Source organism: Pseudoalteromonas sp. SG45-5, assembly GCF_014164085.1.
In the GTDB taxonomy this organism is placed as follows: Bacteria; Pseudomonadota; Gammaproteobacteria; order Enterobacterales; family Alteromonadaceae; genus Pseudoalteromonas; species Pseudoalteromonas aliena.
Genome location: NZ_JACJEM010000024.1, coordinates 1 through 14,589, shown reverse-complemented (window position 1 = coordinate 14,589; position 14,589 = coordinate 1). Strand labels below are relative to the sequence as shown.

At 36.6% G+C, this 14,589-nt stretch carries 14 protein-coding genes and 2 pseudogenes; 8 read left to right on the top strand and 8 right to left on the bottom strand.

Features of this window, described 5'->3' with window-relative positions:
- The first annotated feature begins 4 nt into the window (after window positions 1-4).
- From H5119_RS09625 to H5119_RS09615, 3 genes are read left to right on the top strand one after another with little or no spacing between them, the layout of a single operon-like run.
- Window positions 5-994, top strand: a complete 990-nt coding sequence (locus H5119_RS09625; protein WP_182702066.1) for a DUF58 domain-containing protein — start codon at window positions 5-7, stop codon at window positions 992-994.
- Entirely contained in the window at window positions 991-2,979 is a 1,989-nt protein-coding gene (locus H5119_RS09620; protein ID WP_182702065.1) for a DUF3488 and transglutaminase-like domain-containing protein, read from the top strand. The genes H5119_RS09625 and H5119_RS09620 overlap by 4 nt, the downstream gene beginning before the upstream one ends.
- Window positions 2,976-4,298, top strand: coding sequence for a Na+/H+ antiporter family protein (locus H5119_RS09615; RefSeq protein WP_182702064.1), 1,323 nt, complete (start codon window positions 2,976-2,978; stop codon window positions 4,296-4,298). Before H5119_RS09620 ends, H5119_RS09615 begins: the two co-directional genes overlap by 4 nt.
- Before the next feature lie 265 nt (window positions 4,299-4,563).
- Here H5119_RS09615 and H5119_RS09610 read toward each other — a convergent pair whose 3' ends face one another.
- The 3 genes from H5119_RS09610 to H5119_RS09600 are packed head-to-tail and all read right to left on the bottom strand — an operon-like array spanning window position 4,564 to window position 6,669.
- Entirely contained in the window at window positions 4,564-4,995 is a 432-nt protein-coding gene (locus H5119_RS09610) for an acyl-CoA thioesterase (RefSeq protein ID WP_077537913.1), read from the bottom strand.
- Window positions 4,996-5,000: 5 nt separating this feature from the next.
- Complete coding sequence (locus tag H5119_RS09605) at window positions 5,001-5,819, bottom strand: M23 family metallopeptidase (protein ID WP_182702063.1); 819 nt, start codon at window positions 5,817-5,819, stop codon at window positions 5,001-5,003.
- Entirely contained in the window at window positions 5,812-6,669 is an 858-nt protein-coding gene (locus tag H5119_RS09600; protein WP_138585267.1) for a 6-carboxytetrahydropterin synthase, read from the bottom strand. Before H5119_RS09600 ends, H5119_RS09605 begins: the two co-directional genes overlap by 8 nt.
- A 203-nt stretch (window positions 6,670-6,872) precedes the next feature.
- Here H5119_RS09600 and fabA point away from each other — a divergent pair, with 203 nt between their 5' ends.
- Window positions 6,873-7,388: a bifunctional 3-hydroxydecanoyl-ACP dehydratase/trans-2-decenoyl-ACP isomerase gene (fabA, locus tag H5119_RS09595; protein WP_002960896.1), complete on the top strand. Its 516-nt coding sequence runs from the start codon at window positions 6,873-6,875 to the stop codon at window positions 7,386-7,388.
- A 96-nt stretch (window positions 7,389-7,484) separates the two neighbouring features.
- On the opposite strand, the gene rmf is transcribed toward fabA, so the two are convergent.
- On the bottom strand, window positions 7,485-7,655 hold the full coding sequence (gene rmf / locus H5119_RS09590) for a ribosome modulation factor (protein WP_002960897.1): 171 nt from the start codon (window positions 7,653-7,655) through the stop codon (window positions 7,485-7,487).
- Window positions 7,656-8,063: 408 nt separating this feature from the next.
- Here rmf and H5119_RS09585 point away from each other — a divergent pair, with 408 nt between their 5' ends.
- The 3 genes from H5119_RS09585 (at window position 8,064) to H5119_RS09575 (ending at window position 10,230) form a co-directional block, all read left to right on the top strand.
- Window positions 8,064-8,699, top strand: a complete 636-nt coding sequence (locus tag H5119_RS09585; RefSeq protein ID WP_182702062.1) for a TetR/AcrR family transcriptional regulator — start codon at window positions 8,064-8,066, stop codon at window positions 8,697-8,699.
- A 49-nt stretch (window positions 8,700-8,748) separates the two neighbouring features.
- Window positions 8,749-9,741, top strand: a complete 993-nt coding sequence (locus H5119_RS09580; protein ID WP_182702061.1) for an MDR family oxidoreductase — start codon at window positions 8,749-8,751, stop codon at window positions 9,739-9,741.
- A 72-nt stretch (window positions 9,742-9,813) separates the two neighbouring features.
- Window positions 9,814-10,230 carry a VF530 family DNA-binding protein gene (locus tag H5119_RS09575; RefSeq protein WP_077537918.1) on the top strand — a complete coding sequence of 139 codons (417 nt, stop codon included), beginning with the start codon at window positions 9,814-9,816 and terminating at the stop codon, window positions 10,228-10,230.
- 115 nt (window positions 10,231-10,345) lie between these two features.
- Here H5119_RS09575 and H5119_RS09570 read toward each other — a convergent pair whose 3' ends face one another.
- Window positions 10,346-10,840, bottom strand: a complete 495-nt coding sequence (locus tag H5119_RS09570) for a DUF5071 domain-containing protein (protein ID WP_182702060.1) — start codon at window positions 10,838-10,840, stop codon at window positions 10,346-10,348.
- Between the two features lie 307 nt (window positions 10,841-11,147).
- On the opposite strand from H5119_RS09570, the gene H5119_RS09565 reads away from it, so the two are divergent.
- Window positions 11,148-11,975 (top strand): phytanoyl-CoA dioxygenase family protein, encoded by an 828-nt coding sequence (locus tag H5119_RS09565; protein WP_182702059.1) that lies wholly within the window; start codon window positions 11,148-11,150, stop codon window positions 11,973-11,975.
- 135 nt (window positions 11,976-12,110) lie between these two features.
- On the opposite strand, the pseudogene H5119_RS09560 reads toward H5119_RS09565, so the two are convergent.
- From H5119_RS09560 to H5119_RS09550, 3 genes and pseudogenes are all read right to left on the bottom strand, one after another.
- Window positions 12,111-12,865: pseudogene (locus tag H5119_RS09560) on the bottom strand (spermidine synthase).
- Window positions 12,866-13,578: 713 nt separating this feature from the next.
- The gene (locus H5119_RS09555) at window positions 13,579-13,770 is read right to left on the bottom strand and encodes a DUF4177 domain-containing protein (RefSeq protein ID WP_182702058.1); all 192 of its coding nucleotides are present in this window, start codon (window positions 13,768-13,770) and stop codon (window positions 13,579-13,581) included.
- 561 nt (window positions 13,771-14,331) lie between these two features.
- Window positions 14,332-14,589, bottom strand: a pseudogene (locus H5119_RS09550) (hypothetical protein); the annotation flags it as partial.

Here is a 14,589-nt window from a genome sequence, read left to right as displayed (position 1 = left end):
TTTTATGCCAAAAAAATCGATTAAGCGCCCTACTTTATACACCTCATTTAAACGTGCTTTTTTTAATAAACTTTTGAAAAGTAAGCATTTAAAAAATTCAATTACGCTTGAACATAAAACTATTTATGTTTTACCGTCGTCTCTTGGTTGGTACTTTATTGTTGTCGCTATTTTAAACTTTGTGATGGGTATTAATTATCAAAATAATTTAATTTTAATAATGTCCTACCTTATGTTTGTAGTAATAGTAATAGCTATTTTAATGGGTTATAGCAACGTAAGAGGCTTAACAGTCACATTTAAAAATGTGTTTTCGAGTTTTGCAGCGCAAACACCCAGCGCACAATTTATTTTACAAAGTACACATGCGTGCCAGTCAATATCGCTTATTTATCAGGATATTACTCAAACTTATTGTCACCTTGATGAAATAAATAACACCGCCGTTACTGCAACGCTTAATTTACCTTATGAGCAACGTGGACGTTATGCTTTTCAGCGTATTAAAATTGCTAGTAACTACCCTTTTGGTTTAGTAACTGTTTGGAGTTACGTTCAACCTCAAGCAACTGTATTTGTCTATCCATCGCTAGAAAAAGTACACAGTGATGCACATGTTAGTTCACTTGATGAACAGGCCGATAATGGCAAAGTAAAAAAATTCGGAAGTGAAGAGTTTGAACATTTAGTTATTCATCAGCCAGAGATGGGGCTAAATAGAGTATCTTGGAAACACTATGCTAAAACTCAACAGTTATTGGTAAAAGAATTTGTTGATTTTAAAACAGCAAATGCTTTGTTTGATTTTAATTTAATGACAGGCGGCACTGAACAGCGCTTAAGCCAATTGTGTTTTTTAGTCTGTGAAGCCACAGAGCAAAATAGCTCTTTTATGTTAAAACTGCCAAATAAATCGATAGAAATAAACACAGGTCAACAACACAAGCAGCAGTGTTTAGAATGCTTAAGTGCTTATGATGGCGATGTATTATGAATAACATCAAAAATGAAAAAATAGTTAACTTTTCATTGTGCTTTATCTACGCCTTTTTAATTGTGTTTTTTATTGCACATTTACCCATTGCATTTGTGAGTGTGCTAGCTACGTTATGTGTATGGAATTTTGTAATCGCCTTTAGAAACACTAAAAAGCCCAATGCATGGCTTGCAAATATATTGGCTGGCTCTTCTCTAGTTGTAATGATTTACAGTGTTGGAATGTCCGATACGGTTATATTATTTGTTGCTATGTTACTGCTTTCTAGTATTTTTAAATTGCTACAAGCTAAAACAAAAAAGCATTATCATATTATTATCACCCTTACTTTTTTCTCTCTCTCGTCTGCGTATTTATTTAACCAAAGTATAATAACAACCTTAGTTATAAGTGGTTTGTTTATACTAAACTTTGCTGTACTTGGGTTATTAGAGTCAAAGCACAACTTAAAAATGGTTTCAAAACAAAGTAGTAAACTATTTTTAATGGCATTGCCGCTGGCAATATTTTTACTCTTATTTTTACCTAAAATCCCTGCATTTTGGCAGTTGCCAGGGCCAAAGCTAGCCAAAACAGGGCTTTCTGAGCAGGTAGACCCCTTTGATATTGCAAAGCTTTCTAATTCTGACGAATTAGTTTTTAGAGCTACATTTAATCAACAAGCCCCCAGTTCCCCTTATTATTGGCGAGCTATTGTGCATGACGAATTTAATGGCAATGCGTGGCTTACGTCTGACTATTTAAAATATAATAATCAATCTAACAACAGCCCAAGCGTTACAAACAATACCCAAAAGCTGGCGAACTATACGATTATTGCAGAGCCTGCTACCCAAAAATGGTTATACGGATTGGCCTATTCAATGAGTAATAGCAAAAACGTAAACAACAGTTTGCTTGGTATATTACGTAAAAAAAATTATCAGGCCAAAAGTTTACAATACAATGTCAGCAGCTTTGACTTTGAAAGTACTGCGCTTGAGCCGTTTGAAAAAAAACGCTATACGTATCTTGCTCATAAACAAAATAGCCAAGCCTCTGAATTAGCTAATGGTTTAATGCAGCATGTTAATTCAGATCGTGATTTCTATAATGCCTTGTTACAGTATTTTGTAGAAAAAGAGTTTAAATACACACTTACGCCTTCCCCTATGAGTGGTGATAATACAATTGATCAGTTTTTATTTGAAAACAAACGTGGCTTTTGTGGGCACTATGCTAGCGCCGCTGCGTATATTTTTAGAAATGCAGGCATACCTGCTCGTGTAGTAAGTGGTTATTTAGGCGGTGAATTAAATCAAGATAATAATACGCTAACAGTTCGCCAGTACGACGCGCATGCGTGGGTAGAAGTATATTTAGAAAACGAAGGTTGGATAATTTTTGATGCAACCGCCGTTGTTGCCCCCGAACGATTAAATGGATCTCTTTCACAAAACGATGAACTTAATGATGAGTTTAAAAGTAATCTTGATTTTGGTTTAGTCAGGTTAAGTAACTTTGCTGCTATTAATTGGTTAAGACTCGAGATTGAAAATCTAGATTATAAATGGTCTAGCTGGGTTTTAGGGTTTGATGACGAAAAGCAAAGTGACTTTTTAAAATCATTTTTTGGTAGTAAAAATAGTTGGCTGGTGCCTCTAATGGTGCTTTTAATCGCTGGTTTTAGCTTTGCAGGCTATTTTGTTTATTTAAATTGGCCGCAAAAAAGTAAAACAAAACCCCCTCCTATCGTCAAAGAGTACCTTGATATTTTACGCTGGGCGCAAAAAAATAAAGTTATTGCACCTGAGCACTTAACGCCAAACCAGCAACTTGAATATATTTCGCAAAAAAAACCTGAAGTTGGGCTATTAATCATCGAATTTAGTCAGTTATTTAACCAAGTACGTTATGCTAAAACGCCATTTACAAAAGAGCGTAAAACTCAGGCTAAAGATCTGATAAAATTAATTAAAAGCACAAATAAGAGAAAAATATGAATGCGGTTGTTATAGGCGTTATTTTAATGCTGGGGCTTACTTTAGTCCGCGTAAATGTCATAGTGGCAATGACACTCAGTGCCCTTGTAGCAGGTTTAACTGCAGGCTTAGATTTAAAAGAAAGCCTAGATGCATTTAATTCCGGTTTGTCGGCCGGCGCTGAAATTGCTTTAAGTTATGCCATGCTAGGCGCATTTGCTGTAGCAATTTCTAAATCGGGTTTAACGCGAATTTTAGCTGCTAAATTACTTGCTAAGGTTAATGCTAAAGATAGCGGCAGTGAAACTGTACTGAGTTATTTTATATTATTAATTATTTTAGCCTGCGCCGTATCATCGCAAAACTTGGTACCTGTACACATTGCGTTTATACCTATTCTCATCCCTCCATTACTTGTGGTATTTAATAAACTTCGATTAGACCGCCGTGCCATTGCATGTATTTTAACGTTTGGTTTGGCCACATCCTACATGGTTTTACCTTATGGCTTTGGCGGTATTTATTTGTATTCGATTTTGCATAAAAATCTAGTCGATAACGGCTTAAGCATAGTTAATACCCAAGTACCGATGGCAATGATTATACCCGCTATTGGTATGTTTATAGGTTTACTTATTGCGGTATTTTTTACCTATCGTAAACGCCGCGATTACAAAGAACAGTCGCTTACAACTGAGAGTAAATCAGTGGCTGTCGAGAATCCTAAAAAAGTGATGCTAGTTGGCTTATTTGCAGTGCTCGCCTCTTTAGTTGCACAAAACGTAAGTGGCTCAATGATTTTAGGCGGCTTAGTCGGTGTAATAATTTTTAGCGTATTTGGTGTTGTTAAATGGGAAGAAAATGGCGACATATTTAGCAAAGGCGTTGCAATGATGGCGATGATTGGTTTTATTATGATATCAGCACAGGGTTTTGCATCGGTTATGCAAGCCACTGGCGATGTGGAGAGCTTAGTAAATAGTACCGCTACTCTATTTGATGGAAATAAGCCCATAGCTGCAGCCGTTATTTTACTTGTTGGATTACTGATCACAATGGGCATTGGTAGTTCATTTTCAACTGTGCCTATTATTGCAGCCTTGTTTGTACCTTTGTGTTTAGAGCTGGGTTTTTCAGTAATGGCCACTGCCGCTCTTGTCGGTACCGCTGGGGCATTAGGTGATGCAGGCTCCCCTGCGTCAGATTCAACACTTGGCCCAACATCAGGTTTAAATGCCGATGGGCAGCACGACCATATTTGGGATTCGGTTGTACCGACCTTTGTGCACTTTAATATACCGTTACTAATATTTGGTTGGATAGCGGCAATGGTGCTTTAAGTGGTATTGATGTAAATATTAGTGCGTTTAATTGAGGCTCTATTTGAGAAAAGGTATGTTTAAAGCATACCTTTTCACTGCTAACAGTTCTCAGCCCTATCAATTAATAGCTCCCATTCTGATTACTTTAGTCGTTAATATTAACATCGCTGTTGAGATTATATTTAATATAAATTTAGTATGATGTGTTCTTTTTGGTTTTTTATATAAGCACCAATTATGGTGCTTATATAAATTTATTTTATCATGTATTTAAAGCTTTAAATTAATCAAAACCATAAATCATTTTATCGCACACTACCGGTGTCGGTCTGTGATTATCATCCACTGCAACAAACGTAAAGCTACCACTAATGGCTGAATGCTTGTCGTCTTTATGCATTGTTTCTAGCAATATATCTACATCTACCTTTAAGCTCGTATTTCCTACATGTACGACTTTAGCGATTAACTCTGCAAAAGTACCTGCTGGTATTGCCTCTTTAAAGTCGACCCTATCAGATGAAATAGTTACCAAAGGTTTACGACAAAAACGAGTCGCTGCTATAAATGCAACCTCATCCATCCATGCCAGTGCATCACCACCAAATAATGTATTGTGATGGTTAGTACGCCCAGGAAATACGGTCTTTGTTACTGATGTGGTTGAATCTTTAATACGCTGTGCAATTATTGCATCGCGATTTATGTCAGTCATAAATTCTACTTTTTGTTTGCTAATGTGTCTTGCATTAATAATGCAGGATCAAGGCGTTCGCCTTTCCAGTTAAAACGCCAATCTAAGTGAGGGCCAGTAACACGGCCGGTTGCACCAATTTCAGCTACTTTATTGCCTTGTTCAATTTTGTCACCCACTTTTACATCAAGCTTACTCAAATGTATGTATGTGGAGGTAATGCCGTGGCCATGATCTAAAATTAATGTACCGCCTGAGTAATATAAATCAGGCTCAGCAAATACCACCGTACCGCTAATTGGTGCATACACAGGTGAACCTGTTTTATTTGCAATGTCTAAACCAAAATGAGGACGACGAGGCTCACCATTAAAATAACGCTGACTGCCATAAACACCCGATATGCGCCCTTCTGCTGGCTTTAATACAGGGTCTAAAAAATACAGTAAATCAGAGTTTACTTCTCTCGCTTTTCGCACAGCAACTGCTTCGCGGCTTATACGCGCACTAACTTCTTTTGGCGGAGAGACATATTTTTTAGCTACGCCGGTAATTTTATCAATTTTGTAGTCGCGCTTAGTAATAGCAATTGGCTGTGAATACGATTTACCATTGTTATCTACCCATTTTAAAGTGTGAGTAGTTTCAGTGTCACGACCAAAACCAAACACAAAATCACCTTGTGCCGATAGTTTTAAATTTTCATCATTTAGGCTAACTGACTTTGCGTTTTCAAGCTTACCGGTAACTAAACCGCCTTGTGTTAAATGCCCTTTTAGCTCAAGCGCCATAGCACTAAAGCTAGCAGAGGCAACAAGCGCTGTTGCTAAAAGTGTTTTAAACATAACTAATTGACCCTTTTCCGACACCTTCATAAGCGGTCACTTTTACAGCTTTTTCAGGATATTGGGCTTTAATTTGGCCGGCTACATGTTCAGCAATACATTCTACAGTGGTATCTACGGGTAAAATGTCGCAACGAGACTCGCTAATAGCCATTTCAAAATAGCCTTGTGCCGATGTATAGGCAAAGCATACATCATCCACTTTGGCTGTAATGTGTTTTAAATCAGGTGCGTTAATTTGATCTTCACTGGTGGCTAGATAAATATCTTGCCACTTTAAAGACCATTCTTTTTGTAAGCGCGGCATAGAAATACCATCAAGGCTTATGCCTATTTGAGAGCGATGCCCATGAATAATACGCTGGCAATTACCGTCATGCTTTTTAAGGCCATGGCTATAATGATAATAAAAACTTTGGCTATGCTCAGGCTTAAGAGACAACTCAATTTTTTCAATGTTATCTGGCAGCTTTGGTAAAATTGTGGCAACTAAAAAGTCAGTCACCGATTCAACCGTTACTTCATCTGCGTTAATCATGCAATAAGCTTGATGAGGAGCACTCATCGCTAAGTGGTTGTTTTCACCAAATGTGCAGTCGAGTGTTTTATGCTCATCAAACTCAGACACGGTGCCATTAAGGCCTGTAGGAATTGCTAAACGGTGATCGATACACTCATCTATAATGCCTTTAATTTGCTTTTTAACTAAACCAAAGTCTAAAACCATAGACTCTTTATTAAGTTTACCGTGCAAAGTTAAATCAACAATCCAGCTCTCGCCAACGGCGCCACGTTTGTTACATAAGTAAGAAAAATCAATCACAGTTAGTGAGTTAACAAAAAGGATCATAAACTTCCTTTAGACTGGTTATAAGACAGCGCTAATTATAATGATTTCTGATTGTAATTGCGCGGTTTTATAGAGCAAAAACCAATCGAGTTGATTGATTGATGATTTAATGCGCAATATTTTGATTTTTTAACTGCTCCGAGTTGTTTAGCGTACAAGTGTACGCTAAAGTACTTGGCAATTTCTAAGCGAAGATAAGTGTTATGGAACCTAAAAATAGCTATACAAAAGAAGAGTTGATCCTGTGTGGTCAAGGTGAAATGTTTGGTGAAGGTAACTGCCGTTTACCAAGCGACAACATGTTAATGATGGATCGCATTACCTCTATTACAGCTGATGGCGGTATTCATGGTAAAGGCGAAATTGTTGCTGAGCTTGATATTGACCCCAGCCTTTGGTTTTTTGATTGTCATTTTAAAGGCGATCCAGTAATGCCTGGCTGTTTAGGCTTAGATGCTATGTGGCAACTAGTTGGCTTTTACTTAGGTTGGTCTGGTGGACCTGGTCTTGGCCGTGCGCTAGGTGTGGGTGAAGTTAAATTTACTGGCCAAATTTTACCAACTAATAAAAAAGTAACTTACCGCCTTGTAATGAAACGCGTTATTAAACGTAAATTATTTATGGGTGTTGCTGATGGCACTGTAGAAGTCGATGGCCGAGTAATTTACGAAGCTAAAGATTTAAAAGTGGGCTTATTTCAAGACACTAGCGCGTTTTAAATGACTCAACTTAAACTGTTTAGGTTGTAAATTTAGCGAACAAGCAAAAAGGCCTCCAACGTGGAGGCCTTTTTGCTTAAATTCAATTATAGATTATTATGTTTTGTACATGTTGCGATTTTCTATCGCCTCACGCCAACCACCTAACCACTCCGATTTGGGATCTACTTGTTGATAAGGGCATAGCTCTTTTGAGCGACCTGCTAAGCCTGCTTTAAAACCTTGAGAATGAGCTCTTTCTAGACGATCTCTTTTCTGTCTCTTCATCGGTAATATCCTCACCTTTTTATTTATATATTGTGTAGCATTAGTGAAATCTACATTTAATGAATAGTTAATAAAAATGTAAAATTCAAATCATAAAAGCAATTAAAGTGTTTGACTTTAACTAAGCTGCTGATGCAAAAATGAATTAACATTTAAAAAAGTAAGTGGTCATACAACATTTAATTTGACCGGTTTTATGCGAAATAAAATACGACTTAATAATCGCTAAAATGTACTTAAGTACATAAATTACGACTCGTGTGTTTTGAGTAAGTTCCAAATAAAAATGTAATCGTGACACTTTTATTGCAATTATTTTTTATTATCGATTTATTGCAATATGAACTATTTTTAAACAATTTAACTTTATACTTGATTATTTAAAGTCGATCGGTCTAATATAAGTTCATGAACAAAAATACATCAATACCTGTACGCCGTGGTCGCCCACCTAAAATAGCCAGAGATAATGCCGATACTAAAGCGTTACTTATTCGCACTGGCCTAGAAACCCTAACCGAATTTGGTTTTAGCGCCACAGGGCTAGATACCATTTTAAAAAAAGCAGCTGTACCTAAAGGCTCTTTTTATCATTACTTTAAAAGTAAAGAAGCCTACGGTATTGCATTAGTAGATGCGTACGACTGTTATTTTATTGCCAAGCTTACCCATTATTTACAGCAAGAAGATGTCCCCCCACTTGAGCGAATTGTTAATTTTACCCAAAGTGCTATTAAAGGGATGAAAAAATACGATTACAAACGAGGCTGTTTAGTAGGTAATTTAAATCAAGAACTCAATCACTTGAGTGATGAGTTTAAAACCAGATTAATGCAAAGCTACACCACATGGCAAAACCATGTAGAAGAATGCTTAAATCAAGCGAAGCAACAAGGCACTGTTGCAAACAGTGTAAATACACACCTAATGAGCGAATATTTTTGGATTGGTTGGGAAGGCGCAGTTATGCGTGCCAAGCTCACAAAATCAAATACCCCACTTACTTTATATACAGAAATGTTTTTACGCGCATTATTAACCTAATGCGTTTTTATTTGCCAGTTAAAAGACGATCGGTCTAAAAGGATATCCCATGAATAAGCCAATTAAAGCCATTGTTATTAATAAAGAAGATAATAACTACAGCGCCTCATTATCAACTATCGAAAATAGTGAGTTGCCAAACGAAAACGTATCTATAAACGTTCTATACAGCACGCTTAATTATAAAGATGGCTTGGCGATTACAGGTAAAGGGCCGGTAGTACGAAGCTTCCCAATGGTACCTGGTATCGACTTAGTGGGTACTGTTACAAATTCTACCAGCGATGAATTTAAAAACGGCGATAACGTAATTTTAAACGGTTTTGGCGTGGGTGAAAAACATTGGGGCGGACTTGCACAAAAAGCAGCACTTAATAGCGACTGGTTAATCCCCTTACCTGCCGAGATCTCCCCAAAACAAGCTATGCAAATAGGCACTGCAGGATATACCGCCATGCTAAGCGTGATAGCGCTCGAAAAACAAGGTATTACACCAAATTCTGGTGAGGTACTGGTAACAGGTGCTAATGGTGGCGTAGGCAGTTTTGCTATTTATTTACTAAATCAACTTGGTTACAACGTAACCGCTGCAACAGGACGGTTAGATCAAAACGAGTATTTAAAAAAGCTAGGTGCAACACAAATCATTAGCCGCGATGAGTTCTCGAACCCCGGTAAACCACTACAAAAAGAACGTTTTGCTGCAGCGATAGATTCTGTCGGTAGCCACACACTTGCAAACATTTGTGCTTCATTAAAATATGGTGGTGTAGTTACAGCGTGCGGACTAGCACAAGGTATGGATTTACCTGCCTCAGTTGCACCTTTTATTTTACGTGGTGTATCACTTATTGGTATTGATAGCGTAATGCGCCCTAAAGCAGATAGGATCGAGGCATGGGATCGTTTAGCTAAATTAGTAAACGCTGATTATTTAGATAAAATTTCGACTGAAATAACGCTAGAACAGGTAATTGATAACGCAGAGCGACTTATGGAAGGTAAAATTAGAGGTCGCGTTGTAGTTAATTGCCAAAGTTGAGCTATTTGCACTGTTAAAGCCTCCTTATTAAATTTATAATACAATTTGTATTTTAATAACGAGGTAACACCTATGAGCAACCAAGAACTTTTCAGTAATAACCCACTGCAAGGCGTAAAATTAGAACAAGTGGTTGAAGAGCTGGTTGAACAATACGGGTGGGAACTCCTGCACGCTTATTTACAACTTAACTGTTTTAAAAATAACCCCGATATAAAATCTGCGGTTAAATTTTTACGTAAAACACAGTGGGCACAAGAGAAAGTAGATAATTTTTATCTATACCGTCTTAAAAACTTGCCTAAGCCTGACGATGTTCAATATGAACTCCCCCCACGTGACCGTGTTATCCCAGCGGATCATAAACCTGGTGAACCATGTGAACTTAGTTTTGTTGATGCGAAGCGAATTATAGAAAAGAAAGAAACTAAACAACGTGCTCGCGATCGTAAACAACGCTCTAATTCTAGTAACCCTTGGGGTAACTAAAATAGTTTCAGCTTAATGTTATTAGAGCTGCTGTAGTTTACACCACTCTAATAACACTAAATTCATTCTCATTCTGTCTATTTCTTATGATAATCATACTATTGCGAATAAAAGTTTAGAGCTTATGTTCGCCTGAAGGAAGTAAATAGAGAGCCCTATTTGCAGCCTCAAGTGTTTCTTTTATCCAGATGTTGTATACAAACAGGTTTCTCTTTGCTATCAGCGCTATTTCGTCGGCTGGGATCAGTTCTCTGTCTGTTAAAACACGTATTGCTTCAAAATCACATTCATCGGAGCCTGTTACAGATGCCCATTTTTTTAAATCGTTTATGCATTCATTCAATGTTTCATCGTCGTAGCAGGAAATTATTTGAATAATAAGGGAATATCTCCAGTCATTGTCGGCTTTACTTGCTGCAACAAGTACCCTTTCGACTTCATTTTTGCCAAGCTTAATAAAATATTGATATATTGGGCCAGCAATAGGCCAATTAGGATCGCATGTCCAAGATAATAACTCTTCTAGGTATTCTGTATTTTTTGGATAGCCTATAGCAATAATTTCATCTACTGCCGATTGATCCCCTTTATCTAATATTTTATTAGTCATTTGTATTCCTTTTTATATGCTTGATTATTCAGCTGTATGGCGAAATAGCAAGTGTTAATTACCCCAATCTAATAGTACTGTAACAGCAATTTTTGATCATCTATTAACTAAATACAGACACCAAGGTACTATAAGTATGAGCTGCGTATCGTTGTATAAATCTGACTTTATTAGTACTTTACATACTTCAAGATTAAACCACTTTTGAGCCAATATTGTCATTAATAGTAAATGAGTTAAATGCAGTAACGCCATTAAACTTTGGCAAAATATATTGGTGTGATATTACTAAAAGGAAACTTTTAATATGCAAACTGACTTGGTATCAGAACAGTTTGAACAACAAGGCTTTGTATTAATTAAACAATTAATTGAACCTAGTACAATTGCTAAACTTCAAAACTTTTGCCAGCATTTGGATGATAAGGCAAAGTCACACTACTTTTTAGGACAATCACTCGATAATATTGCCATCACCCAAAATGCGGATACTCCATATATATCGCGTATCAATTCACTTTTTCTATTTGAACCTCAATTCGCTTGCTTATTAGCACATACTAAACTCATGAATTACGTTGAAGCTTTAATTGGTGAACCCGCTTTACCGACCTATGAATCAATTGTAATTAAGCATTCACAAGATACGCACGGTTTTGATTGGCACCGTGATATGCCCGTAAGTACGCAAACACCAATTATAACTGTAGGTATATATTTAGATGACGCAAAAGCAGAACATGGGGCTTTAAAGGTGATCCCTCGCTCTCATTGTAGCCCATTAAGTGTGTGCGATATAAAACGCCAGTTAACAAATTCGGAGTTAAAGAGCTTAGATGTTACAGCCTGTGCAGGAGACGTAATAATACATCATGTAAATACAGTTCATTCATCAGCAAGGCAGGAAGCCCAAGCAATACGCAGAACTATATACTTTGAATTTAGGGCTTTATCGCACCTTATCAATAATCCGATATTTCCAAATGAATGGATTAAAAAGCGCCAAACACTCATGAAGAACATACAAACACTCAGCGCAAAACACCTTCAACATGATATACAGCTACCCAGTGATTTTTATGAAACGCAAATACAAATGGAGGCGGCAGAATATTGTATCGAGTTTACCAAATGAGTACTCTGTTTATATTTGCGCATTTATGCTGCGTTATCGCCTATTTATGGGGAACAACACCATAGGCTCTGCCTTGCCTAAATACCAAACGTCTGCTGCAAATTAAACCACTAAAGTTATTGTCACTTGTTTTTATTAAACGTGATTAAATAACAGTTCAGCATAACGTGTCATTGGTACATTTATTATTCTTTGTAACGCGATTGCTTTATCAAATAATTCATATTTACTCAATGAAGGTATATTATTGTTAAATGCAAAAATAATTTTATTACCACCTGCTATGATAAAACTAAGAATGTGTCCTTCAAACTCTTTATCAAGCAATTGGTCAAACTTCTCTCGTTGTCCAACTTTCATATGGCAAATATTGAGTACGAGAACGCCATCAAAAGTAAGCGCTTTTTTACAATCACGTAAGTAAGATGATTGCACTTGATCTGACTCCATCCCTTGTGCGCTGTATAAATCAGAAAAAATTACATCAGTTTTTATCCGATTTTTTTCATGTAGTTTGCCGCATCATCAATATGAATCAACAAACGTTTTGATATAGGGACTTTAAAATACTTTATTGCCATATCAGCAACTGCTTGGCGATATTCAACAGTATGAATTATGAGGGAAGGAAAAGCATGATAAAGACTTTTGGCTATTGAACCCGCACCAAGCCCCATTATCATTGCCGTTTTTAGGTTAGGTATAAAAAAGAGTGCAGCCATCATAGCTTGCGTATAAGCAAGGCTTAACCCGTTAATATTATTTAATTTTGTACAGCTTTGATAAATTCTCCCATCAAAACTGAGGATTAGATTCTTTTTTGTTTGATATACATAAACTGGGCCATGTTCATCAATAGTTGATGCAATACAGGTGCCTTTGATATCCACGAATACTCAATAGGTGAGGTTTTGAAAGGTGAGTATAACTTACTTAACGTATCGGCAGTTATTAATAACATTTATGCCGCCTTCTTTATTGAAATATACATTTATTCCCTTAAATATTCCGCACTTTACTTAAAGGAATCAGGGGTAATACAGCCGAGTCGTTTGCTATTTTTTAATAAACAGCACTTGTCGCCCTATTTCTATAGGGAAATTTAGATTGGATGTCACTGTAATTTTGTTTTGAATCCTGTATTTCACTGTTTTAATTAGCGATTTATGTAATAGTAAGAGTGGGTGTCAACTTTATTATACTTTTTAATTAGCGATTTATGTAATAGTAAGAGTGGGTGTCAACTTTATTATACTTTAATTAGCGATTTATGTAATAGTAAGAGTGGGTGTCAACTTTATTATACTTAATGAAAGTGGGTGTTAGCGAGCGGCTCGTCATAGCGTGTGGTATCAACCGTACCAAAAGTAGGCACTTGTAGAAGCTCAAAACAAAAGAAATAAACATTTCGCAAGGCAATGACTACTTAGCGTCACAAGGTTTAGTGTCATTGAGGGATATTTGGATCAATATTCATTATGGGAGATGAACCGCCCATAGCACTTCCTACTAATAGAAAGCGCATGATGGGTGGTGTCGGGACCGATGGTTAGATGCCTCCGGCTACCCGGTTATATGCCAACTATTGATTAATCAACCAATGCTATTTTTCTTTTTTATAAACACACAAAGCGGATTGAGGATAGCCAAACAATGTAGATATACTAACATTCACAAAATCCCACCCTGCTGAAACCTGTGCATTAATTGCTACATCTAATTCATCGGTATTTAATTCTGAGTTCGTCCAACGGTTCTTAAACTTTAAATTGATTGTTTTATACTCCATGCTCATATCTTCACCCTATTGATTGATTGTGACAACCCGTTTATAAAACTGGCATATAACGAGCCTGTCGTTTTACTCGTTTTTTTATTTGTTTTTATTGATAAACAAACCATAGCTGAGTTCCTATTTTGGTTCAATTGGTTACTTCAATTTTACGCGAAAGATAAAAAGAGGAGTTGGTATTATTTTAATTAGTATTTTGAAAGATATTATAGGTGTTTAAGTGGCTTATTTGAGGTGGTTAGGATAGATATTAACCTAATTAATTGCGAAATTTTTAAGATAACCATTTGTGGAATGGACAGGATAATCCGTGCGTTATTCGTTTTGGGCAAAGGCATCGTTACTTAGCCACGACACTCAGCAAAGTGGTAACTAGACAGCCACTCTAAATCAACAAGCAAGGGTGTATTATTAGATTTACTTTTTAGGTTAAAAATTTATCTTTTACTAATGCGTTACTTTCATTTCATCCAGTAAATAAGTTATTTGTACTCTTAAGTTTAAATTAGGCGTATAAAAATACGCTGCATGATGCAGTGTTCATTTTTTGCCAAGTCGTACGTTTTATGCGAGTAACTTCTCGCAGTTACTAATATTTGATCGCCGTTTTCTGTTTAAATTTTCACAATAACTTGCTTGTGAGATTGGTCTGCCTACTGCACCATGAAATACGCGTGTAAATTGTGTGGTGAGTTTCAACCAGTTTTCAGAGGAAATATTGACTCTTTCGAGTAAGGGTAAGTGTGTACTTTCAATATACCCTCGTTTGTCCTCTCGTATACAACGCCCTGTTAACTCAACAAGTTCAAGGTACGATTTAAG